Source organism: Sinobaca sp. TMA16-18 (assembly GCF_059510535.1).
The window spans coordinates 341,997-364,898 of the sequence record NZ_JCAKFM010000004.1 but is presented as its reverse complement, the minus strand read 5'-3'; the positions used below and the strand labels follow the sequence as shown (position 1 = coordinate 364,898).

The following is a 22,902-nucleotide window of genomic DNA, read 5'->3' as shown; positions in this document are numbered from 1 at the left end:
ACGTGGCCGAATGGTGTACAATAAATAAAGAAAGCGCAAACAGAAATCCTTCTGTTCGTCTTTCTCCCAGATAACAGGTATGCTGTGTATACCGGGAGATCCCGATACAAACAATGCCTGAGAGCGATTGAAACAGGCAGCGACCTTTGGAGGCTTTCTAATGAATACAGACCAGCAAAAAATACCACAGGCTACAGCGAAGCGCCTGCCGCTGTATTACCGATTTCTTGAAAACCTGCATGCCTCCGGAAAAACCAGGGTGTCTTCCACGGAATTAAGCGAAGCGGTGAAAGTGGATTCGGCGACGATCCGCCGGGATTTTTCCTACTTCGGCGCGCTCGGCAAGAAGGGATACGGCTACAACGTATCCTACCTGCTGTCCTTTTTCCGGAAAACCCTGGACCAGGACGAGCGGACTAACGTCTGCCTCGTTGGCGTCGGGAACCTCGGCACGGCACTTCTGCGTTATAATTTTTCCAGAAGCGACAACACGCGTATCGTCTCCGCCTTTGACGTAAATGACAATATCGTCGGAAACGAAGTAGGCGGAGTGGAAATTTTCCATCTGGACAAGCTTTCGGAAAAGGCACCGGACGACGAGCAGCCAAGCGTGGCCATTTTGACTGTGCCCGCTGAATTTGCCCAGTCCACTGCCGAAAAGATTGTGGATGCCGGCATCAAAGGCATTCTGAACTTCACGCCTGCCCGGCTGTCCCTGCCGCCTTACATAAGGGTGCACCATATTGATTTATCGATTGAACTGCAGACACTCGTCTACTTTTTACGGAATTACCCGCTCGACACGTAAGCACGTATCCGATTTACTTTAAAAAGGGAGGCTGTAACATGCCAATAGGTCCAGGAAGTCTTGCATTGATAGCGATAGTAGCACTGCTTATATTCGGCCCAAAGAAGCTGCCGGAGCTTGGAAAGGCAGCGGGCAACACCTTGAGAGAATTTAAGTACGCAACCAAGGGGCTGGCAGATGATGACGATGAAGAAAAGCCAAAGAAATCCGAACCAAAAACCGGTGAAACCAAGTAATCCGAACCAACCGCCTATTATAGAAGAAGAGATGACGCTGTATGACCACCTCGGGGAGCTGAGAAGGAGAATCATCCTGGTCGGCAGCGTTTTTCTTGCGGCTATGATTATCGGCCTGATTATTGCACCGCGCGTGATTGAACACCTGCAGAACATCCCGGCAGCGGAAGATTTTCCGATGAACGTCTTCAGCCTGACCGATCCCGTGATGCTCTACATGAACTTCGCGTTTGTCATCGGCCTGATACTTGTGTTTCCGCTATTGCTGCACCAGCTCTGGGCGTTTGTCGCTCCGGGGCTTCTGGAAAATGAGCGGAAAGCAACCTTGTCGTACATTCCGATCGCGACGCTCCTGTTTTTCGGGGGGCTCGCTTTTGCCTACTTTATCCTGTTTCCAAACGTGCTCCGTTTTTTAAGCTCGCTTACCGAGCGGCTCGGCCTGACGGAGCAGTACGGCGTGAACGATTACTTCTCGTTTTTGTTCCAGCTCACGCTCCCGTTCGGGCTGTTGTTTCAACTGCCGGTCGTCGTCATGTTTCTGACGCGCCTCGGCCTGATTACGCCCGCCTGGCTGCGCACGGTGCGGAAGTACGCATACTTCGTGCTGCTGGTTGTCGCCGGCTTTATTACGCCGCCGGAGATCGTCTCGCATCTGATGGTCACCGTGCCGCTCCTGCTGCTTTATGAAGTAAGCATTATTATTTCCAGGTCGACGTACAAGAAAGTACAGAAAGCCGAAAAACAACGCATGGAAGAATGGGCGCTCGAAGAACAAAAGCGCCTGCAGGAAGAAATCGATAAAAAGAATAAAGCGTAAAAAACATCCGAAAGGGTGTTTTTTTTTGCATAACTTGAAAATGGGCAAAGAAAGTTAAATCACTTTATTAACTTTCTCATCACCCCGTCACTGGAAAGTTCCTCTAACCATTCCATTAATTTTTCGATAGATGGCGCCTCTTCTTGATTAAACCAGTAACTTAGTACACCTATCATGGCGGATAAAGCATATTCCAAGGTATAGTCCAGCTCAAAACTTTCTTTCACGCCCCGGGCAGCCAGGGTTTCTTTTATGATGGGCTTCATGCCGGCTTTAATTCTGCCTTGAAAGGCCGGGTCGCCATGATCTCCCAGAAGTACCATAAGATACTTACTGTGTTGTGAATAAATGCTGACAATTGCTTGAAAAGGGAGCGGTTCATCCGGTAAAGACAGCTGTTGAATGGGAATCTCCTGCAGCTTAGAAATTAATGTGCTTTCTATTTCCTCGAGGACCTCGTAAACATCGGTAAAGTATTCATAAAATGTAGACCGGTTATATCCTGCTCTTGTGGTAACTTCTTTAATTGTTATTTTTTCTATCCGTTTAGTGCAGTATAGTTCCCAAAAAGCATCTATTAAATATTGTTTTGTTTGTGTGGTGACTGCTGAATTTTTTTTCATCCTCTTCCTCCTATAATGTCTCAAAATCCGACAGGTGAGGTAAAAATGTCGGTTGATGGATATATTTTTACATCATACACTTATATCATACGACATGTTGTTGGATAAATAAATATGGGTGGAGTGGTTTTAAATGACAGTAATAAATGTGCAGCACCTTACAAAAGATTATGGAGAAAATAAAGGTATTTTTGATGTTTCATTACAGATCGAAGAAGGGGAAATCTGTGGCTTTATAGGGCCGAATGGGGCGGGGAAAACAACCATGATCCGTCATCTATTGGGATTTATTAAACCGCAGTACGGTAATTCTGCTATTTTGCAGTTGGATTGCTGGAATGACTCGAAAAAGATTCAAAAACATCTCGGTTATCTTCCGGCAGAAATTGCTTTCCCTGAAAATCTGACAGGTAGACAGCTCATACAGCATGCTGCTAATATGCGGAACCTTCGTAATATGAAAAAATCTGAACAGTTAATAGAAATGTTCGACTTAGACCCCTCTGTATTAATAAAACGAATGTCCAAGGGCACGAAACAAAAGGTGGGGATTGTATGTGCATTTATGCATGATCCGCACATTCTCATTCTGGACGAACCAACAACGGGGCTTGATCCTCTTATGCAGTCAACCTTTGTAAAACTAATTCATCAGGAAAAACAAAAGGGGAAAAGTATTCTTATGTCTTCTCATTTATTTGAAGAGATTCAGGAAACCTGCGATAGAATCACAATGATAAAACAAGGTAGGTTGATTTCGGAATTAAACGCTCAGGATTTTAAAGCTTTTAAAAATCGTGATAAAACCACTTTATTTAAAATAGCGTTTCACGACTTTCAGGATTTTGAATCTATTCAGAAGGAAAATTTTGTTGTTAAAGAAGCTCGTAAAGAAAATCTGCAGATGATGATAGAGGTAGAAGACATTCAAATAAACGAGCTGATACGTGCGCTTTCGAAAAGAGATTTGATATACATTCGTGAAATGACGTATTCACTCGAAGAATATTTTATGAATTTTTATAAAGGAGAATCATGACCATGCTGAATAAATCTCTGTTTATTCACTTAATAAAATCGAATGCAAAAGTGTTTTTCATCATTGCAGGAGTTCTTTCGTTATTAATTGGGATCATAATGAGTGTTTTTACTCCGGAAACCATGAATGAAATTGCGCGGGTGAATACAGGTTCTCCTGTTAACCCGTTAGGCGATATAACCACCTTAATCGCGTTTGTGGCCAATCAATATTTTGGGAATTTTGCTCTCATTTTTGCCATGATTTATTCGGTTATTATCGGAAACAAGCTGATAGCAGAAAAAGTAGACAAAGGCAGCATGGCTTATTATCTGTCAGCTCCTATCACAAGAACCGAGTACACTTTTACAAGTATCATCTTTTTTGTGTCTTCACTAGTAGTATTGTTTGGATTAGTGTTTTTAACAGGGTACGGGTTGGCAGAGCTGGTTCAGCCTGGCGAACTGCCTGTAGAGAAATTCTTCATGTTAACCCTGGGTTGTTTATTATTAAATTTAGCAATCAGTGGAATAACTTTTTTGGCCTCTTGTTTGTTTAACCGTTCAAGCCAATCCCTGGCACTTGGTGGAGGACTGTCGGTTTTTTTCTTTGCTGCGGATATGCTTTCCGGAATGAGTGAAAGTCTCGAAGGTATTAAAAATATTACTATTATTACTCTCTATGATTCCAATGCCATTATTCAAAGTGGAAGCTATGGGGCTCAGCTACTCATACTTGCCGGGTTAACTCTTATTTTGTATTTAGTAGGAATGTTCGTTTTTAAACGAAAAGATCTGCCGGTATAACGATAGACATTATGATGCCCGGGAAGCCGCCCGTATATGAAAAGAGTGTACGTCTGTAAAGCAGTGATTTCCCTTTTAATTGTCTTATTTATGAGATATATTGTAAATACTAGCCAAATTTTGAGTATGCAGATGGTAGAAGCCATTATGTATTTTACGTATGCCCGGCTGTTTTTTCGCCCTTCTGACAAAAGCCTTTTTCTGCTTTGCCGCCCAACCAGGAAGCCCGTCATTTTCCAGACAAAACAATACGTTTTAAAGGGGAGTCTTGATGAAAAAATGGATAATCGCAGCAATTATCGTCTTAAGCATCGGCCTGGCAGTGACCTGGCTGCTTCAATTGAACAGGGAGGAGGATGAAACGGTGGGTGTGGTAGATGAAAGGTACCGGGGAGACAATGGGCTGATCGCCAATTATCCGGACGGGGAAGGGAACACGGAATACCTTTCCGAATCGATCGGCCTGTATTTGGACTATCTGCTTGTGATTGAAGACGAGCGCGCTTTCGCTGACGAAGTGGAGAGGTTGTCCGAGTTTACGGAAGAACTGGATGAAGGAACGCTTATCAAATGGAAAGTAGAAGATGACATCTCCGTTAACGCACTGATTGACGATGTCCGGATTGCGTATGCGCTGCAGCGGGGGGCTGAGCTGTTCGAAGAAGAGTCATATAATGAGCTCTCCGAATCCATTCAGCGGGCGGTGTATCACTACCAGTATGAGGCGGGCGAATGGCACGACTTTTACGACTGGCCGTCCGACTCCCTTTCCCAGGAAGTTCATTTCAGCTACTTTTATGCTGCCGCCTGGGAGAGCTTCGGATGGGACGGTGCTTCTCTGGAAGGCGTCACGCGGGCCGCGCTGGACGACAGCGTGTACTACTACGAGCGGTATAATGTAAAAGATGAGGAAAAAGAGTTTTATACGGAAGGCGAAGTGAACCTGATTGACCAGGTCCTGATCATGCAGCAGATGGAAACGGTCACCGGGGACGTGCAGCCTCTGGAAAACTGGCTGTATGAAGCGTATGACACGAACGGCAGGCTGATGGGCCGGTACGACCGGGAGACGATGGAAGAATCGGTCGCGTACGAAGCGCCGGCGGTGTATGCCTTGATTATGATGCATTTTCTGGATAAAGGAGACGTGGAGAAAGCGGCCGACTGGAAAGAACCGTTGGAGAACGTCCACGAAGCGGAACAGGTTTCCACGGAAGCCCACTTCTTTGATTATATACTGGCAGAAACGGCGTTGAAGCGGCTGGAAAAAGAAACACAGAATGCAGAATAAAAAGGNACCGTTGGAGAACGTCCACGAAGCGGAACAGGTTTCCACGGAAGCCCACTTCTTTGATTATATACTGGCAGAAACGGCGTTGAAGCGGCTGGAAAAAGAAACACAGAATGCAGAATAAAAAGGGCACCCCGCGGGGCGCCCTTTTTATTTGTCCTTTTTGTCGTTGTTCTCTTTTTTTTCCGGGTTTTCTCCGGCTTTCATGCGCTTATGGAGTACCCAGAAGCGGTGTCCGAGCATAATGTCGAACGCCGCAATGGCAGCAAGCGCCATGCTCATGATGCTCCACATGCCGTATTCTCCGGCAAACTGCAGGCCAAGGAAAATACAGACGCCGGCTATTCCGTAGTAAATCATCGACATCGTTAACGGTGACATCATAAAAACAATCCTCCAATAATCAATGCGGCCTGTTCCGCTTCACGGATAATTTCTTCCAGCTGATCGGCGAATACGACCTGAGTCACGACTACAAAAGCGTTCATGGCGACGTGAGCAATAATCGGCACGAGAATCCGGCCTGTTTTCACGTAAAGGAAGGAAAATGTAAAGCCGACCGCGGTGTAAATCAAGAGATGGGTGAAATCAAGATGAACAGCTGCGAAAATGACGGAGCTGATCAACGCGGCGAAAAAGAAGTTCATGCGGCGGTAAAGCGCGCCGAACAGTACCTTCCGGAAGACAAGTTCTTCCAATATCGGGCCGACCACGGCTACGACGAGAGCGAAGACCGGCACCATCTGGACCATCTCCACGATTTCCTGCGTGTTTTCCGAGCCGGGCTCAACGTTGAAAATCGCCGTTTCAACAATAACCGCCACGTACTGGGCGACGAAGGCGAGCAGAATACCAAGAAAGCTCCACAGCACCGCGTCCCCGACGCTCGTTCTTTTTAATTTAGGGTGAGGCTTTGCCCTGCGCTCCGGTATTAATAGCAGAAGCATAACTAGCAGGGCGGCGACAAAGCTGAAGATACTCCATACAGCAATACTCTGTGTGATATCCATTCCGGTGGAAAGCAGCAGCGGAATGCCGAGAATACCGGAGAGCTGCATAAGAATATACGTCAGCAGAATCGCCCAATATCGCTTATTCAATAACGTCCACTCCTTAACATAAGTAAAGTCGTTCAGCGGCTTTTACGCCGTACCAACCGTCATTGTACCACAACAGACAGCAAATCCCTTACGATAAAGCATGTGAAACAATTGTGAAGCGGATGGGAAAATAAGATTAAAAATCAGGGAGGACGGGAAAAGAAGAAAGGGTCCGGCACGCAAAACAGAATTTTTTTGCGGGAAGGGCTTGCAAAACAAAAGCAGAATGATTAATATAATAAGTGGATTAGCACTCAATGCATCCGAGTGCTAAAAATGAAAAAAGTAAAGAACAGCGCCCGTTACTTTGAGGCTGCCGTGACTTTACGATAACTCTGAAGGAGGGTTCTACCTTGTTAAAGCCACTAGGTGACCGTATTATTATTGAGCAAGTCGAATCAGAACAAACAACTAAAGGCGGTATCGTCCTGCCGGGATCTGCCCAGGAAAAGCCGCAGGAAGGCAAAGTAGTAGCGGTTGGATCCGGTGCAGTAAAAGACAACGGAGAAAGACGCCCGCTTGAAGTAAACGAAGGCGATAAAGTAATTTATTCCAAATATTCCGGAACAGAAGTAAAGTTTGACGGTACGGAGTACTTAATCATCCGTGAAAGCGACGTTCTAGCAGTCGTAAACTAATCATTCTTTAAATGCACGTATACAAGCAGCACAAAACGAAACAAATACGCACTCAGGAGGGTACAATTAATGGCTAAAGATATTAAGTTCCGCGAAGACGCCCGCCGCTCGATGCTGCGCGGTGTCGACGAACTAGCTAACGCAGTAAAAGTAACGCTTGGACCGAAAGGACGCAACGTCGTTCTCGAGAAAAAATTCGGTTCCCCGCTTATCACCAATGATGGTGTAACGATCGCAAAAGAAATCGAATTAGAAGATAACTTCGAGAACATGGGCGCCCAGCTCGTATCCGAAGTAGCAAGCAAAACAAACGACATCGCCGGTGACGGTACGACTACAGCTACCGTTCTTGCCCAGGCTATGATCCAGGAAGGCCTGAAGAACGTAACGTCCGGCGCGAACCCAATGGGGATCCGCAAAGGTATCGAGAAAGCAACGAAGCTTGCTGTAGATGAACTACAGAAGATTTCCAAGCCAATCGAAGGCCGTGAGTCCATCGCCCAGGTAGCAGCTATTTCTTCTGCATCCGAAGAAGTCGGCGAAATTATCGCGGAAGCAATGGAGCGCGTTGGAAACGACGGCGTTATCACAGTAGAAGAGTCTCGTGGACTTGATACCGAGCTTGAAGTCGTAGAAGGTATGCAGTTTGACCGCGGCTATGCGTCTCCTTACATGGTGACGGATTCCGATAAAATGGCAGCTGAGCTTGATAACCCGTATATCCTGATTACCGACAAGAAGATCTCCAACATTCAGGAAGTGCTTCCGGTACTCGAGCAGGTGGTACAGCAGAGCCGTCCGATCCTGATTATTGCAGAAGACGTAGAAGGCGAAGCTCTTGCCACACTAGTTGTAAACAAGCTCCGCGGCACGTTTAACGCAGTAGCAGTTAAAGCACCGGGATTCGGCGATCGTCGTAAAGCGATGCTTGAAGACATCGCAACGCTCACAGGCGGTACGGTTATCACAGACGACACAGGCCTTGACCTGAAGACGGCTACAGTAGACATGCTTGGTAGAGCCAACAAGATTACCATCGACAAAGACAACACAACGATCGTAGAAGGAAATGGCCAGCCGGACCAGATTTCTGCCCGCGTAAGCCAGATTAAATCCCAGATCGAAGAAACAACATCCGAATTTGATAAAGAAAAACTTCAGGAGCGCCTCGCTAAGCTTTCCGGCGGTGTCGCTGTCGTGAAAGTCGGAGCAGCTTCTGAAACAGAAATGAAAGAGCGCAAGCTCCGCATCGAAGACGCCTTGAACTCTACGCGTGCAGCCGTAGAAGAAGGTATCGTATCCGGTGGTGGTACAGCGCTTATGAACGTATACAAGACGGTTGCCGCTATTGAAGCGGAAGGCGACGAAGCAACAGGCGTATCCATCGTGGTTCGTGCACTAGAAGAGCCGCTTCGCCAGATCGCGTTGAACGCAGGTCTTGAAGGCTCCGTTATCGTAGAGAAGATGAAGCACGAAGAAATCGGCATCGGCTTTAACGCCGCAACCAACGAATGGGTAAACATGGTAGAGGCCGGTATCGTCGACCCTACAAAAGTAACCCGTTCTGCACTACAGCACGCATCTTCCGTATCTGCGATGTTCCTCACAACTGAGGCCGTAATCGCAGAAAAGCCGGAGTCCAGCAGTGACTACGGCGGCGGCATGCCCGACATGAGCGGTGGCATGGGCGGAATGGGCGGCATGATGTAATAAAAGCCGGAGCCCGTTTAAAAGGGTCCAGCTTTTAAGAATTGCATGATGCACAGCATATTCCAACTAAATAGCATGATAAAAGAGCGTCCCACTTGTTCATTGAACAGGCGGGGCGTTTTTTTGATTCCTTTACTAACTGGATCAGAGTCAAAGTTCCGGAGACGCTCCATTCCGCCAGTTGTTATAATAAAACCATATTTTCAGTAAAGATCGGAGTAGATAAACCATGGAATTAACCATAAGCAGGTTTGCACAGATCGCTGATACGACGGTACGGACGTTAAGGCATTATCGGCAGCTGGGTATCTTAGTGCCGACCGAAAAAAATGAGAAGGGGCAAAACGTTTATACGACTACAGAGTTTAAAATATTTCACAATATCCGGCTATTACAAAGCCTCGGGCTGTCCTTAAAAGAAATTAAAGATCGGTTTGAGGAGCCGGATTATTCTTTTGAAAAAATGATTGATGTGCAGGAAAAAGTATTAGTAAGAAAAAAGGACAATATTGAGGCATCGCTGGAAATGATTGAACGGATTAAATCTGTAAAAGACAGCGAACGAAAGGAAGAGCTGGATGCGGAGATCCTGATGCTGCTTATGAATTCCATGCTTTTTGAAGACGTTCAACGAGATATATTCAAGGAGTATTACCCGAAAGCGGTTGTCGATAACATCTTCCCAACAGATAAATCAAAGCAAAAAGAATTAGACAGGCTTTCGCTACAGTTACTGACAGTTATTAATCAGGCCGTCATCCATGGTTATTCCCCTGATGACGATCACGTGCAGGAGCAGTTGGATGAGTTGATGCGGAACAGCTATTTAAAAGAGTGGATGACCGAGGACGAGGAAGCGAACGAAGAGTTACACGAACGAATGCAGCCATATACGTCCTTACTGCCGGAGCACATGGTCCGATTTCTTACCGAATCGTTTGAGGTGTTGTTAAATAAATAGCTCTGTTAAAGTTTTAAATAGAGGAGATTAAGAGTGTTTTACAAATGGATATTAAAAGATTTTAATAAACTATCTACGATTTCTGCACTGCCATCCTGGAACATAAATAAAGAGAATGCAATCATACAAGTTCCTACTAAAAACAAAGGCAGTTTTTTTACCGTATTCATGGAACGTTTGAGAAAAACCGTAACAATTAAAAAGATGCCTATAAACAATATAAGGAAATACCAGAACCCCATAAAGTCGACCTTCTTCCTCATTCATTTATTCCTAATAATGCAGTAAGTGTTTAATAAAATATACCATAAATGTAAATAGCATTCCCGAATATAAAAGTTTAGGGACAGTTTAAAAAGGCACAAACGTTGATTTAAAAGCGTTATGTGCCTTTTCCTGTGAACATTTATTATGCCGTGTTTTACATATAGCTCAAGTACTAAATAAACTTTTCCTAAACACTTGCGGAGGACGTTACGTCACAGTCTACTATTGAATTCACTAAGAGAAATTGAGGTGAATGATAGTGGCACAGCCATCTGTATTTCGAAACAGAACGTTTATTTTTATATTGATTGCCGGATTTCTGGCGGTGATGGGCTATACGATGTTTTTCATGACGACCACCTGGTATGTTATATCGGAACTGGGATCTGTTGAGTCATTAGGTATAGTTCTTATCGCCATCACGGTACCACGATTAGTTATGATGGTTTTCGGCGGCGTCCTTGCAGATAGATTTAAGAAAACGACCATTATGTTTAGTACGAGCCTGGCCCAGGGCATCTTTTTATTCATTATTTTCCTGCTGAACAGCACGGACACTATGTCTATGTGGTACCTGGTCCTGTTTGGGATGCTTTTTGGAACATTGGACGCGTTCTCGGGACCGGCCAGTGCGTCTCTGATACCGAAGATTGTGCAGCATTCGCAGATTCAGCAGGCGAACGCTTTTTACCAGGGAGCCAGCCAGATTGGGATTATCGCAGGTCCTATTTCAGCAGGGGCTGTCATGGAAGTTTCCAATGTAACAACAGGTTATTTGGCTGCTGTCATCGTGGTCCTTTTATCTGCCTTCTTTATGTTTCCTCCGTTTCTAAAAGAAGGGGATGTAGAAAATACGGTGAAACAGACCCCTTTAAAAGACCTGCAGGAAGGGTTTTCCTATATTAAATCGAGCAGCTTTTTAATGACAGGCATTTTAGTCCTGATTACGCTGAACTTCTTTGCTTTCGGCGCCATCCAGATCGGTATTCCCATCCTTGTTAACTTACATGGAGGCTCCCCGATTAATTTAAGTTATATAGAGGTGTCATTAGGGGTAGGAATGCTGCTGAGTTCAGTCATCATTGGAGCAGTGAAAATAACCCGAAGAGGCATTGTCTCTATTATCGGACTTCTTGCCATACTCGTGGTGGCTGTTACCTTCAGCCAGGTATCAAACCTTTATGTATTAGCGGGACTTGCCTTCTTGATAGGGTTTTTCATGACTTTCGTCTACATTCCTTTCTTTTCCTCCGTTCATGAAAAAATCGATGGAAGAATTATGGGACGTGTGATGAGCGTCATTTTTCTGGCCATGAATGGGTTTGATCCTATTGCGTATGCAGGGGTTACGCTGTTTGTTTCGAATGGGTTTGATATTCAAAACATCATGTTGGCATTTGCCGTTACAGGCCTGGTGATTGCGTTGATTATTTTGTGGAAGGGAAAATCATATCGACGGGATTATTCAGACGTCCAGGAAGCGGAAATGAAGCCGGAATACTAGAACCTCGGTAAGCCTGCGGGTACTTATATTCCGAGTGATCCATGGAAAAAAGAACGAAGCGGCCCGACTGGAAAAAAGCTGGCGTGTTTTTTTACAAGCTTATATGGGAATAGACAGTAAGGCGATTTTCTTTAGGAAAAATCGTTTCGAAAGTCAGACGGTTCTTGCAGCCATACAAATAGTTAACCGACATCAAGGAGGTTTACACATGGAAATTAAAGAAGGACATGATTATATATTGCCCTACCCATCCAAAGGTTTAGTAGAACTATTTCGAGTGATTGAGACAAAGGTACGACAGGATGATAACGGATTGTGGTACAGCAACGCAGAAGGATTTACCGTGCAGAACGGTGAGCCAAAGGAAAATAAGCCATCTATGTATCAAATTAATGAAAAAGAGCTTTTGGAAAAAGGCAGAGAAGCCACAGAGCAGGAAAGCAGCCTTTTGATGGACAGCGCTCCTTAAACAAGGTAAATATAGAAGACTATAAAAACTTCCCCCAGGTTTAGTAAATCCGGGGGAAGCTTTTTTTGTTTGTGCCAATGCAATTCAAATGTAGCAATGAAGAAATTAAAATTTATGGTTAGAAAACTAATAATAATTTGAAATATTTAAAATCTTATCTTATTCACTCTCAGTTGAAATGGTAAAATGAAGAAGACTGCATTTTGTGAATAGTAAGAATAGTTTTTTGGTTAAAGAAACAAATTTTAGAACTTCACTGGAAGTTTTCATAGAAGAAGGCAGAAAACTAGGAGGTAATTCATGTCGTACAGAAATGTATATGAAGTAGAAATTAAACATGAGGGTCTGAATAAGTATAGGGTTATTCGTGGGGGAGAACGGCATGTCGTTGAACAAAAAGTACAGGCTCAACAGAATCAATGGGAGGAAATGTGGAGAAAGAAAGTAGATGCTGAAGAAAAAAGAGCAGCGAGAGAAAGAAAAGCACAGGAAAAAGAAGATAAGAAATTATATGCTTTGCAGCAGACCGAAGAAGCAGAAGAAGCGCTAAAAAATATTGAGAATACGCTAATACATACACTTGATCTGAATGATGCCATTAATTGGAATGATTTAAAGGATACAAGAGAATTTGACAAGCCAAGGCCAAAAGCGATCACAGATGCCTCTTATCCACCTGAACCTAATAAAAAAGAGCAGATATATCAACCCCAGTTAAACTTATTAGATAAAATGATTCCTTCTATGAAAGAAAAGAAGGAAAAGGAAATGGAAGAAAAATATCAAAAAGATCATAAAAACTGGGAGCTGGAAAAAGAAAAGATACAAAAACAAAATAGAATAAGACACGAACAATATAAAGATAGTATGGAAGAATGGGATAAAGAAAAAGAAATTTTTGAATCATATCAAAAAGAAACCAATGAAGCTATTGAGCAGCAGAAAGAGAATTATTTGTTAAAAGATCCAGTGGCAATAATTGATTACTGCGATATGGTTTTATCAAACTCAGAGTATCCGGATGAATTTCCTCAAAAGTTTGATATTGATTATAATCCCGTAACAAAAATAATGATCGTGGACTATTCTCTTCCTTCTCCTGAAGATGTACCTACATTAAAAGAAGTTAAGTATATTCAATCGCGAGATGAATTAAAAAATACTCACTTATCTTCTGCCGCACAGAGTAAAATGTATGATACTTTGCTTTATAACATTACTCTGCGTTCTTTACACGAACTGTTTGAAGCAGATGCTATTGATGCCTTGGAAGCTGTCATATTCAATGGATGGGTCAATTCTATTGATAAAGCTACTGGAAAAGAAGTGAACGCATGTATTTTATCTGTACAAGCTGGAAAAGAAGAATTTGAAGAGATTAATCTTGGACAGGTGGATCCTAAGCTTTGTTTTAAAAACCTTAAAGGAATTGGAAGCAGTAAGCTTCATAGCTTAGCTCCGATAGCACCTATCATTAAAATAGATCGGGAGGATCCAAGATTTGTCTCATCTTATGCAGTAGCTGAAGGTATTGATGAAAATATGAATATAGCTGCAATGGATTGGCAGGATTTCGAGAATTTAATTCGGGAAATTTTTGAAAGAGAATTCAATCAAAACGGGGGAGAAGTCAAGATAACCAGAGCTAGTAGAGATGGTGGTGTAGATGCGGTTGCTTTTGATCCAGACCCATTACGAGGAGGGAAAATGGTTATTCAAGCAAAGCGATATACGAATGTGGTTGGTGTATCAGCGGTGCGCGATCTTTATGGAACGGTAATGAGTGAAGGCGCTACAAAAGGAATATTGGTATCAACCGCCGATTATGGACCAGATGCTTATTCATTTGCTAAAGACAAGCCATTGACCTTATTAAACGGTAATAACCTACTTCATCTTCTTCAGAAACACGGCCATAAAGCAAAAATTGATTTGATAGAAGCAAAGAAAGAGCTAAAAGAAAAAGAAATTTAAAAAGATATATTATTTAGAAATATGACAGAACTAACTGTAATGTAGATATTAAAGGCTTTCTTTTCAATAAAAAAGGGTGAACCAATAATTTGGTTTGCTCTTTTTTTAATGCTTGCTATTAAAATATTATTTAAATAATTGACAATTATTTGAAAACTATCTATGATGCATATATAAACATTATAACGTTATGATGTTTACGGAATGATTCTGTAATCAGTGTGAGTTGTTATTAATCTTGAAGGAGGGGAATTATGGAATCACTAGCAAAGAAATTAGTGATGCTGCTGGGCGGGGAAGACAATATTCAAACGATTACTCACTGTGCCACAAGATTACGAACAGAATTGAAGGATAAAGATGTAGTAGACAGCAGTAAGATTAAAGAGACAAAAGGAGTCATGGGGGTAGTCGATACCGATTCCACTTTTCAAATCATTATCGGAACCAATGTAGGCGAAGTGTATGATGAAATTATTAATCTGACAGAACTAAAGGATAGAGAAAAAGTAAACATAACCAATGAGGAAGATATAAAAGAAGAGAAAGAAGAGAAGCATTCCTTTAAGCGGTGGTTTAATCAGTTTCTGGAGATAGTAGTAAGTATCTTTACGCCGCTGCTTCCTTTATTTGCTGGAGCGGGACTATTAAGAGGATTCACCATTTTAGCCGTAGAAATGGGCCTTTTAAATGAGGACAGTACAACCAATTTAATGCTGACCCTGGCGGCTACCTCGGTCTTTCACTTTCTGCCGCTGCTGGTGGCAATAACGGCTGCCAGAAGGTTTCAAACCAGCCCCTATATAGCTTTGGCTGTCATGGGAGCATTGATTATGCCTGATTTTCTGGCATTGGTGGAAGGCTCTTCGGAGTCGATTGGTTTTATGGGGCTGCCTGTGCCTATCTTTGATTACAGTGGACAGATTATCCCGGCTATTCTAACCGTATGGGTGCAGTCGAAGCTGGAACATTTTATGAAGAACAAACTGCCGCACAGCTTACATATGGTAGTCATTCCTACCGTCTTACTGCTGTTGCTTGTGCCGATCGTAGCAGTCGTTTTCGGACCGATTGGCAACTATTTAAGTATCCTGTCGGCGAACAGTATTGATTTTGTTATATCGTCGAACAGCGTTATTTCAGGAGCTGTCATCGGAGGCATTTGGAACATTCTTATTATGTTCGGTGTTCACTGGGCTCCAAATACAACAGTGGTTATACCGAACATCGCTTCAACCGGCCAATCGAGTATTATAGCGTACGCTGCCAACGCGAACTTTGCTATGGCTGGAGCGGCTTTCGCCGTATTTCTGCGAAGCAAAAACAAAGCGTTGAAATCTTTTTCCATCACGTCTATCGTGGCGGTATTTTTATCAGGGATCGTAGAACCGGCGATTTACGGGATTGGTGTAAAGTTGAAAACACCGTTAATTGCCGGCTGCGTTGGTGCGGCGATTGGTGGGGCGTTTATGGGTGTATTTAACGTAGTGGGCTATGCTTTCGTTTTTGGCGGACTTACCACGATTCCGGCCTTCGCAGGACCAACCTTATGGGCTTATGTAGTGGGGCTCATCATATCCTTTGTGTCGGCATTGATTCTTACGCTGATACTCGGCTTTAAAGACCCGAAAAATACAGAAGAATAATCAAAAAAAGGAGAGATTATTATGGAACAGAAAATACTAGGGAGTTTGGCATATGCAGCAATGGGAGATGCCATGGGGGCAGTGACGGAAAACCTGTCGTTTCATCAAATCAGGAAAATGTTCAACGGAGGAGTCAGAGACTTCCAAAAGCCGGGTGAAACGGCGTTTGCATTAGGAAACGAAGCGGGGCAGGTAACCGATGACTTTTCCCAAATTTATCTTATTATAAAAGAAGTGTTAGGGACAAACGACCAACAGATCACCACGGAAGCTGTGAAAGAAGCGATGATTAAGTGGTCCAATATGCCGGTCTATTTTAACCGATTTGCGGGACCTACCACGAGAAGTGCTATTGCGATGTATAAAGGCGAAAGTAAGAAAATGCAGCCGCTGGCAGGGGCGGTAACGGTCGATTACGCCTCCAAAGCGACAAACGGGGCGGCTATGAAAATATCGCCGGCCGGATTGTTCAACCCCGGTAACAAAGATAAGGCCCTTCAGGATGCGATAACGATTACAAGAGTCACACACGATAATCATTTGGCCATATCCGGCGCCGGTGCAGTGGCAGCTGCGGTAAGTGAATCCTTAAAAGACGGAGTCACGTTTGAAGAAATAATTGATGCCGGCATGTACGGAGCGGTTGAAGGAGAACGGCTGGGGCAGGAGGTCAGCAGAACAGTGGCAGGCGCAAGCGTGGTCGAAAGAATGAAGCTGGCGTTTGATATAGTAGACCGGCCGGGCTCGAAAGAGGATAACCTGTTAAAGCTGTATCAGACGGTGGGCAGCGGGCTGCATGTATCCGAAGCTGTCCCATGTGCGTTTGGTATTATTAAAGCTAATGAAGGCAACGCTTTTCAAGCCGTTGTAGACGCTGTAAATATTGGGTATGACACGGATACTATTGCTACGATTGTTGGAGCAGTAGTAGGGGCCGTTAGTGAGAAAAACTCCCAATTTTATGATATGATTAATTTTATAGAGAAGGCAAATGACTTTAAGATAGTCGATATGGCAAGTGCTGTGGCTTCTCGAATAAATTAAGACTGGAAGCGGATATAATGGTTTACTCTACTGAAACGCAGGAGCCCCTGTACAAGAAAGTGTACAATGAATTACTTCATAAAATCGTGAATAAAGAATATGAAGTAGGGGACATTCTACCTTCTGAGCCGGAATTGCAAAAAAACTATGGCGTAAGCAGAATTACGATTCGACGTGCCATGGAGATGCTGCAGACAAACGGTTATGTCAAAAAACACTCCGGCATCGGCACAATCGTAGTGAATACCAAACATAGTTTACAGCTGAAGAAGATATCAAGTTTCAGTGAAGACAACCTAAACCGGGAATCTTTTTCCGAGCTGGTATTGTTCGAGATAGTAGATGCTCCTTTTCAGGTGCTGACCAAGTTGTACTTGAAAGAAAATGTCAAAGTATACAAAATTGAGCGTCTGCGTATTATTAACGGGGAAAAGGTCGGGTTTCACCGCTCATTTATTCCTGTACACTTACTCGATATGGAGGAAAAGGATATTTCAGATCCCCAGGCCTCCCTTTATAAATTATTCGATCAAAACAATATTCACCTAACGACGGCGAATGAAACGATTGAAGCTATGGGAGCGACTTCCTTTCTGCAGAAGCAACTGGAGGTGGATGCCTACTCCTCCTTGTTGTATATTGAACGCTGTTCGTTTGATAACGGACAGGGTGTGGAGTTCGCAGAAATTTATTATCGAGCCGATCGGTATAAATACCATATTCAGTTGGAAAGCTGACTAGCTGTTATCCACTACATTTTTTGAAAAAGAGACCTTCCATGAGTTCATTGAACTTTTGGAACGTCTCTTTTTTGATTTCTAAAAGAGAACAAAATCAATCCGGCGGCAATATAGAATACTATAAAACTTTATTAATTTTTAGTAGAGATTATTAAAGGGCAACCTGGAGCCCTTTGGCGTAGTTCATGTATCTGCTAATTATTCGAATTGACTTCCGTCTTCCTCTTACGATTGCGGCAGTTATTATATACTGTATTTAACAGTACGTACCAAATATAGAGGAGGGTGAGATGATGGAAGGGGAAATTGAAAATGTCCCGGGTACTGATTCAGAAATCATTGACGTTCAAGCACTTAAAATGAGCTACGGACCGACAGATATATTAAAAGATGTGCATTTCTCAGTGAAGCGGGGCGAGGTCTTGGCACTGCTGGGTCCAAATGGTGCTGGAAAAACCACGACTATAGAGATTTTAGAAGGATTTCGCATGCCTTCAAGTGGGAATGTCAAAGTGCTTGGTGTGCAGCCTAAAGATGGAGATGAGCTGTGGCGGTCCAAGTTAGGCATTGTCATGCAATCGTGGCGGGACCACCCGAAATGGAGAGTGCAGGAACTGCTTGAGCATTTAGGGAGATATTACGAGCCTTATACGACGGATTCCCGCTCGAAGCCAATGGATGCAGCCGAGTTAATTGAAAAGGTAGGGCTGCAGGAACAGGCAAAACAGAAGATCCGCAGTTTATCCGGAGGACAGCGGAGAAGGCTGGATGTGGCGATCGGCTTAATTGGAAACCCGGAGATTCTTTTTCTGGATGAACCAACGACTGGATTTGACCCGCAGGCGAAGCGTGATTTTCACGAGGTTATTCGGCGCTTGTCGGAGTTTGAGGACACGACCATTTTATTGACGACGCATGATTTGCATGAGGCGGAAAAGCTCTCCGATCGTATCATCATTTTAGCAGGAGGAAGAATTGTCGCGAATGGCAGTTCGGAACAGCTGGCCAGGCAGGTAGCGGGCAAATCGGAAGTCCGCTGGTCCACTAACGGCGACCATTTTAAGCAGGAGACAGCCGAACCTACCACGTTCGTAAAGCAGCTTTTTGAACAGCATGGAGACAATATTGCTGACCTGGAAGTGAAAAAAGCAAGTCTGGAAGACACATATATTAAAATGATTAAGCAAATCAATGAGACCGGCGAATTGGAAAAGACAGTATCCACCTTTGAGGAGGAACAACAATGAATCCTATTATGCACGCTGCCAAATTAGGTGTACTTAGAGGCTGGATTGAATTCAAACAAATGCTGAAAAATCCGCAGGAATTCGGCTTTAATGTGATCATGACCATTGTGTTCCTGATTGTTTTGTATTTTCAACGCAACAGGATGATTGAAGGTACGGATATGGCACTGGCGATGTTCACCCTTCCGAGTCTGCTGGGAATGCTCGTCGTGTTCGGCGGCTTCATGGGAGCTGCGACTACTTTAACGTTTGAACGAGAAGATGGGACACTGCTGCGGGCGAAGGCAACGCCAAACGGCATGGTCAGTTATTTAATCAGCCGAGTCATTAGTATTATTACTTATACATTAGTGAGTCTTGTCATGCTGCTGGTTCCCGGTTTATTCCTGATCCGGGGGTTAGCGGACACGGGGTGGACAGGCTGGTTGATGCTGCTGGTTATTTTTATTCTCGGAACATTAGCAACCCTCCCCTGGGGAGCGGTGATTGGCTCCGTAGTAAAAAGTACCTCTTCCTCCTTTAATCTAACCTTTTTACCGATTGGCGGTATCACTGCGATTTCCGGTATTTTCTATCCGATTACAAGCCTGCCGGACTGGGTGCAGATTATTGGACAGATCTTTCCTGTCTATTGGCTGGGCTTAGGAATGCGCTCCGCCTTATTGCCTGAAACAGCCGTGTTAGCAGAGATTGGTGAATCCTGGAGATATGCTGAAATGTTTGGAATGCTTGGAATCTGGACTGTCGTAGGTTTTCTCATTGTGCCAAGACTTTTGCGAAGAATGGCGCGTAAGGAATCCGGTTCCACGATGGAAAAACGAAAGCAGGAAATGATGTCCCGCGGTTATTAAAACAAAGGAAAATCAATCGTCAAAAAGCATTTTATCAAGGGCTTTGAAATATAACTAAAATTATCTGAAAGTGCCCTCATTGTTGATTGTCAGTGAAACTTATTCTTGGTAAGCTGTAACCAATAAATGTAAAAAGGGGGTAGCTCATTGAGATATCAAGAAAAGAAAAAATGGTATCAGCGGATACCGGGGTATCGTTCTGGTGCGAAGTGGAAAATGATTACAGCTTCTGTTATTTATTTTTTCATTATAATGGCTATAGTAAATCCATCTGATCCTTCCCCAGAAGTAGCCGGGGAAAATACGGCGGATGATGTAACAGAACTAGAGACAGAAGAAGCAACAGCGGCCGAGGAAGAAACACAGGCTGCGCAGGAAGAACAAACGGATGAACAAGCTAATAATGAAGAGGAAGAACAGAAGGTTAAAGAAGAAGAAGCAGAGGCTGAAGAATCCAGCGGATCTGTTTCTCAGGAGCAGGCAGTCGGCAAGGCAGAGGATTACCTGAGCTACTCGGCATTTTCAAAGTCAGGATTGATCGAGCAGTTGGAGTATGAAGGTTTCAGCGCAGAAGATGCCGCCTATGCGGTAGATAACATCACCGTTGATTGGCAGGAACAGGCGGTCAAGCAGGCCGAGAACTATCTGGACTACTCGGCATTTTCCAAATCAGGATTGATTGAACAGTTAGAGTTTGAAGGGTTCAGTTCCTCAGAGGCCGCGCATGGTGTAGAAAATATCAGCGTTGACTGGCAGGAACAGGCGGTTAAAAGCGCTGAAGATTATATGGACTACAGCTCCTTTTCCAGACAGGGGTTAATTGATCAATTAACGTTTGAAGGATTCAGCACAGAGCACGCAGCATACGCTGCCGGCCAGGTCGGTTTGTAATAAACATAATAATCTAAGCCATCAGGGCAAGCCCCTGGTGGCTTTTTGTTGTTTCTTTTTAATAATATACGTCTCAAGTTCTATTGAAAATTACCTCTTAAGAGCGAATGTAGCAGGCAGAAATTCCGTTAGCATTATAAGTAATAAGAAGCGGAGATTCATCTGTTTAATGGTCACTGGCAGGAGTAGAAGTGTCTAAAGGCATATTATGAGCATGGAGGGGAAGATGATGATTGAAGCATTGCTTGGTCTGGAAGTGATCCTGGTGCTGGCTTTGTCTGTCGTATGGGCCGTAACGGGGCTGCTGATCAGCCATCAGCTGTACAACGATGGGGTATGGAATAAATGGAAGCGGATTATATCCAGGATTGGATTATGGACTGGAATGGTACTGGTTGCATTGTACGGAGCGGTTATATTGCTTCTATTTTTAACGTTAGGCTGGCTGTTTGCGATGGATAGGATTACGACGATTCTGCCTCTGTTTGTCGTTCCAATGCTGTTCGTTCTTATCTTTTCCGTACCTAGGGCAAAACACGAAGAAATGAACGGGCCGGACTATCTGAAAAAAATAGTACCCGTTTACAGCATGCTCACGGCTTCTGTCATTGCTACGTATATTGTTTTTATGGCACCCCCGGCCATTCCTAAAGTTACGGAAATAATTATGTACTTATTGATAGCAGCAGGGGTCACGTTGGGAAGCTGGTTTTACCATAAGTGGCGGTACCAGCGGATGACGTCTTCCGGAGTTTTTATGAGGCTCACGAGGTTTGCCGGCCTGCTTGTGTTATTAACCACAGCGGGAGGCAGCGCTTTTCTTTTATCGATGCAGGCCAGCGAGCTGCCGGAGAGCTACGATATGATGAATGAAAAAGTTGATTACGGAGGCGGTGAGCCGTTCACTAATATGGGAGGCCACGGCGCGCACGCCGGTCATGAAATGGTTAGTGTTGCTGACTTGAAAGGACCCACTGACGAAGAACCGGATGAGACATACACTCTTGTAGCTCAAAAGGAAGAGGTGGAGCTGAGCTCGGGAAAAGTGATAGAAGCCTGGACATTTAATGGGGAGTACCCCGGACCGGAACTGACTGCCCGGGAAGGAGACGTGGTGGAGGTTGAATTGATCAACAAAGACATCGAGGAAGGAGCAACCATCCACTGGCATGGAGTAGATGTGCCAAACGGAGAAGACGGGGTGGCGGGCATGACCCAGGACGCCGTCCAGCCGGGCGAATCGTACACGTATCGTTTTAAAGCGGAAGAAACCGGCACGCACTGGTACCACTCCCACCAGCAGGCCTCTGAGCAGGTAAAGCGGGGATTGTTCGGAGCATTCAATATTCTACCGGCGGAGGGCGTGAAGCAGGAAACCGAAATTACGACCATCGTTCATGATTGGGAAGTGGGAGAAGACCCTGTGACGACTCTTAACCAAAGTGATCAGGAGGAATACCAGGTGATAGAGCCGGGAACGCCGGTCAGACTGCGGCTTGTTAACAGCAGCAACGGAACCAAAAACTTCACGCTGGACGGCACCCCGTTTAAAGTCGACGCGCTGGACGGGGAGGAAATTAATGAACCCACCGAATTGGAGAATCAGCTGTTAAAGATTCCTGCCGGCGGAAGGTATGATGTAACCTTCGTAAAACCGGAGGCGCCGGTAAGCCTTCAAGTGGAAAATGGCCACAATGACGTGAGCCTGACGTTTGGAGAAAACGGGGAGCCAGTAGAAAAGCCTCCAGCGGATCAATTACAACTTTTTGATATGACCACGTACGGAACACCAAAGGAGACCCCTTTTACCGAAGAAACGGAATACGACCGGGAATTTACCATGATTATGGATAATATCTACGTTGGTAATTATAAAGGGGAGTCCGGAAATCTATGGGCGCTCAACGGAGAAGTGTTTCCGGAGACGCCAAGCTTTATGGTCCAGGAAGGAGATATGGTGAAAACCACGTTTGTGAACCGCAGCTTTGCCGATCATCCGATGCATTTGCACGGACACCATATCCAGGTGTTAAGCAGGAATGGTGAAGCCGTTAGCGGAAGCCCGATCAAGCTGGACACGCTGAATGTGGAACCCGGAGAGACCTATGAGGTTGCTTTTGAAGCAGATAATCCGGGCATGTGGATGGATCACTGCCACAATCTTGATCATGCAGATTTAGGCATGACGATGCATCTGGGGTACGAAGGCATCCACTCTCCGTTTGAAGCAGGAGATGAGCCGGGCAACCATCCGGAATGAT

22 protein-coding genes are annotated in these 22,902 nt (G+C 44.3%); 19 read left to right on the top strand and 3 right to left on the bottom strand.

What is annotated here, in order from left to right; genetic code table 11:
• Nucleotides 1–160: 160 nt before the first annotated feature.
• From AC5W14_RS10165 to tatC, 3 genes are read left to right on the top strand one after another with little or no spacing between them, the layout of a single operon-like run.
• Nucleotides 161–808, top strand: coding sequence for a redox-sensing transcriptional repressor Rex (locus AC5W14_RS10165; protein ID WP_496060118.1), 648 nt, complete (start codon nt 161–163; stop codon nt 806–808).
• Between the two features lie 38 nt (nt 809–846).
• On the top strand, nt 847–1,044 hold the full coding sequence (locus tag AC5W14_RS10160) for a twin-arginine translocase TatA/TatE family subunit (protein WP_252311138.1): 198 nt from the start codon (nt 847–849) through the stop codon (nt 1,042–1,044).
• Nucleotides 1,045–1,060: 16 nt separating this feature from the next.
• Complete coding sequence (gene tatC / locus AC5W14_RS10155) at nt 1,061–1,861, top strand: twin-arginine translocase subunit TatC (RefSeq protein WP_496060485.1); 801 nt, start codon at nt 1,061–1,063, stop codon at nt 1,859–1,861.
• A gap of 59 nt (nt 1,862–1,920) precedes the next feature.
• On the opposite strand, the gene AC5W14_RS10150 is transcribed toward tatC, so the two are convergent.
• Complete coding sequence (locus AC5W14_RS10150) at nt 1,921–2,484, bottom strand: TetR/AcrR family transcriptional regulator (protein WP_496060120.1); 564 nt, start codon at nt 2,482–2,484, stop codon at nt 1,921–1,923.
• A 148-nt stretch (nt 2,485–2,632) separates the two neighbouring features.
• Here AC5W14_RS10150 and AC5W14_RS10145 point away from each other — a divergent pair, with 148 nt between their 5' ends.
• The 3 genes from AC5W14_RS10145 to AC5W14_RS10135 all read left to right on the top strand — a co-directional run bounded on the left by AC5W14_RS10145 (nt 2,633) and on the right by AC5W14_RS10135 (nt 5,599).
• A complete protein-coding gene (locus AC5W14_RS10145; protein WP_496194309.1) occupies nt 2,633–3,523 on the top strand; it encodes an ABC transporter ATP-binding protein in 891 nt (296 codons plus the stop codon).
• A gap of 2 nt (nt 3,524–3,525) precedes the next feature.
• Nucleotides 3,526–4,308, top strand: coding sequence for an ABC transporter permease subunit (locus AC5W14_RS10140; RefSeq protein ID WP_496194308.1), 783 nt, complete (start codon nt 3,526–3,528; stop codon nt 4,306–4,308).
• Between the two features lie 271 nt (nt 4,309–4,579).
• The gene (locus AC5W14_RS10135) at nt 4,580–5,599 is read left to right on the top strand and encodes a hypothetical protein (RefSeq protein WP_496194307.1); all 1,020 of its coding nucleotides are present in this window, start codon (nt 4,580–4,582) and stop codon (nt 5,597–5,599) included.
• Nucleotides 5,600–5,749: 150 nt separating this feature from the next.
• Here AC5W14_RS10135 and AC5W14_RS10130 read toward each other — a convergent pair whose 3' ends face one another.
• On the bottom strand, nt 5,750–5,983 hold the full coding sequence (locus AC5W14_RS10130) for a hypothetical protein (protein ID WP_496060124.1): 234 nt from the start codon (nt 5,981–5,983) through the stop codon (nt 5,750–5,752).
• Nucleotides 5,980–6,699, bottom strand: coding sequence for a CPBP family intramembrane glutamic endopeptidase (locus AC5W14_RS10125; protein ID WP_496194306.1), 720 nt, complete (start codon nt 6,697–6,699; stop codon nt 5,980–5,982). The genes AC5W14_RS10130 and AC5W14_RS10125 overlap by 4 nt, the downstream gene beginning before the upstream one ends.
• 353 nt (nt 6,700–7,052) lie before the next feature.
• On the opposite strand from AC5W14_RS10125, the gene groES reads away from it, so the two are divergent.
• From groES to AC5W14_RS10060, 13 genes are all read left to right on the top strand, one after another.
• Complete coding sequence (gene groES, locus AC5W14_RS10120; protein WP_496060126.1) at nt 7,053–7,337, top strand: co-chaperone GroES; 285 nt, start codon at nt 7,053–7,055, stop codon at nt 7,335–7,337.
• A 69-nt stretch (nt 7,338–7,406) separates the two neighbouring features.
• Nucleotides 7,407–9,047: a chaperonin GroEL gene (gene groL / locus AC5W14_RS10115; protein WP_496060127.1), complete on the top strand. Its 1,641-nt coding sequence runs from the start codon at nt 7,407–7,409 to the stop codon at nt 9,045–9,047.
• Nucleotides 9,048–9,276: 229 nt separating this feature from the next.
• On the top strand, nt 9,277–10,008 hold the full coding sequence (locus AC5W14_RS10110; RefSeq protein WP_496194305.1) for a MerR family transcriptional regulator: 732 nt from the start codon (nt 9,277–9,279) through the stop codon (nt 10,006–10,008).
• 526 nt (nt 10,009–10,534) lie between these two features.
• A complete protein-coding gene (locus tag AC5W14_RS10105; RefSeq protein ID WP_496194304.1) occupies nt 10,535–11,779 on the top strand; it encodes an MFS transporter in 1,245 nt (414 codons plus the stop codon).
• Between the two features lie 208 nt (nt 11,780–11,987).
• Nucleotides 11,988–12,248 carry a hypothetical protein gene (locus AC5W14_RS10100; RefSeq protein WP_496194303.1) on the top strand — a complete coding sequence of 87 codons (261 nt, stop codon included), beginning with the start codon at nt 11,988–11,990 and terminating at the stop codon, nt 12,246–12,248.
• A 300-nt stretch (nt 12,249–12,548) separates the two neighbouring features.
• Nucleotides 12,549–14,222 (top strand): restriction endonuclease, encoded by a 1,674-nt coding sequence (locus tag AC5W14_RS10095; protein ID WP_496194302.1) that lies wholly within the window; start codon nt 12,549–12,551, stop codon nt 14,220–14,222.
• Between the two features lie 254 nt (nt 14,223–14,476).
• Nucleotides 14,477–15,868: a PTS transporter subunit EIIC gene (locus tag AC5W14_RS10090; RefSeq protein WP_496194301.1), complete on the top strand. Its 1,392-nt coding sequence runs from the start codon at nt 14,477–14,479 to the stop codon at nt 15,866–15,868.
• 21 nt (nt 15,869–15,889) lie between these two features.
• Nucleotides 15,890–16,912, top strand: a complete 1,023-nt coding sequence (locus AC5W14_RS10085) for an ADP-ribosylglycohydrolase family protein (protein WP_496194300.1) — start codon at nt 15,890–15,892, stop codon at nt 16,910–16,912.
• A gap of 17 nt (nt 16,913–16,929) precedes the next feature.
• Entirely contained in the window at nt 16,930–17,649 is a 720-nt protein-coding gene (locus AC5W14_RS10080) for a GntR family transcriptional regulator (protein WP_496194299.1), read from the top strand.
• 293 nt (nt 17,650–17,942) lie between these two features.
• The gene (locus AC5W14_RS10075) at nt 17,943–18,899 is read left to right on the top strand and encodes an ABC transporter ATP-binding protein (RefSeq protein WP_496194298.1); all 957 of its coding nucleotides are present in this window, start codon (nt 17,943–17,945) and stop codon (nt 18,897–18,899) included.
• Complete coding sequence (locus tag AC5W14_RS10070) at nt 18,896–19,750, top strand: ABC transporter permease (RefSeq protein WP_496060158.1); 855 nt, start codon at nt 18,896–18,898, stop codon at nt 19,748–19,750. Before AC5W14_RS10075 ends, AC5W14_RS10070 begins: the two co-directional genes overlap by 4 nt.
• A 147-nt stretch (nt 19,751–19,897) precedes the next feature.
• Nucleotides 19,898–20,641: an Ltp family lipoprotein gene (locus AC5W14_RS10065; RefSeq protein ID WP_496194297.1), complete on the top strand. Its 744-nt coding sequence runs from the start codon at nt 19,898–19,900 to the stop codon at nt 20,639–20,641.
• 214 nt (nt 20,642–20,855) lie between these two features.
• A complete protein-coding gene (locus AC5W14_RS10060; RefSeq protein ID WP_496194296.1) occupies nt 20,856–22,901 on the top strand; it encodes a multicopper oxidase domain-containing protein in 2,046 nt (681 codons plus the stop codon).
• Nucleotide 22,902: the final 1 nt, after the last annotated feature.

What these genes read in the sequence shown, in the direction of transcription:
- AC5W14_RS10060 (WP_496194296.1), top strand. Translation starts at nt 20,856, where the DNA reads ATGGAGGGGAAGATGATGATTGAAGCATTGCTTGGTCTGGAAGTGATC.
- AC5W14_RS10090 (WP_496194301.1), top strand. Translation starts at nt 14,477, where the DNA reads ATGGAATCACTAGCAAAGAAATTAGTGATGCTGCTGGGCGGGGAAGAC.
- AC5W14_RS10165 (WP_496060118.1), top strand. Translation starts at nt 161, where the DNA reads ATGAATACAGACCAGCAAAAAATACCACAGGCTACAGCGAAGCGCCTG.
- AC5W14_RS10130 (WP_496060124.1), bottom strand. Translation starts at nt 5,983, where the DNA reads ATGATGTCACCGTTAACGATGTCGATGATTTACTACGGAATAGCCGGC.
- AC5W14_RS10150 (WP_496060120.1), bottom strand. Translation starts at nt 2,484, where the DNA reads ATGAAAAAAAATTCAGCAGTCACCACACAAACAAAACAATATTTAATA.
- AC5W14_RS10160 (WP_252311138.1), top strand. Translation starts at nt 847, where the DNA reads ATGCCAATAGGTCCAGGAAGTCTTGCATTGATAGCGATAGTAGCACTG.
- AC5W14_RS10095 (WP_496194302.1), top strand. Translation starts at nt 12,549, where the DNA reads ATGTCGTACAGAAATGTATATGAAGTAGAAATTAAACATGAGGGTCTG.
- AC5W14_RS10110 (WP_496194305.1), top strand. Translation starts at nt 9,277, where the DNA reads ATGGAATTAACCATAAGCAGGTTTGCACAGATCGCTGATACGACGGTA.
- groL (WP_496060127.1), top strand. Translation starts at nt 7,407, where the DNA reads ATGGCTAAAGATATTAAGTTCCGCGAAGACGCCCGCCGCTCGATGCTG.
- AC5W14_RS10080 (WP_496194299.1), top strand. Translation starts at nt 16,930, where the DNA reads ATGGTTTACTCTACTGAAACGCAGGAGCCCCTGTACAAGAAAGTGTAC.
- AC5W14_RS10075 (WP_496194298.1), top strand. Translation starts at nt 17,943, where the DNA reads ATGATGGAAGGGGAAATTGAAAATGTCCCGGGTACTGATTCAGAAATC.
- AC5W14_RS10135 (WP_496194307.1), top strand. Translation starts at nt 4,580, where the DNA reads ATGAAAAAATGGATAATCGCAGCAATTATCGTCTTAAGCATCGGCCTG.
- AC5W14_RS10100 (WP_496194303.1), top strand. Translation starts at nt 11,988, where the DNA reads ATGGAAATTAAAGAAGGACATGATTATATATTGCCCTACCCATCCAAA.
- AC5W14_RS10140 (WP_496194308.1), top strand. Translation starts at nt 3,526, where the DNA reads ATGCTGAATAAATCTCTGTTTATTCACTTAATAAAATCGAATGCAAAA.
- AC5W14_RS10085 (WP_496194300.1), top strand. Translation starts at nt 15,890, where the DNA reads ATGGAACAGAAAATACTAGGGAGTTTGGCATATGCAGCAATGGGAGAT.
- AC5W14_RS10070 (WP_496060158.1), top strand. Translation starts at nt 18,896, where the DNA reads ATGAATCCTATTATGCACGCTGCCAAATTAGGTGTACTTAGAGGCTGG.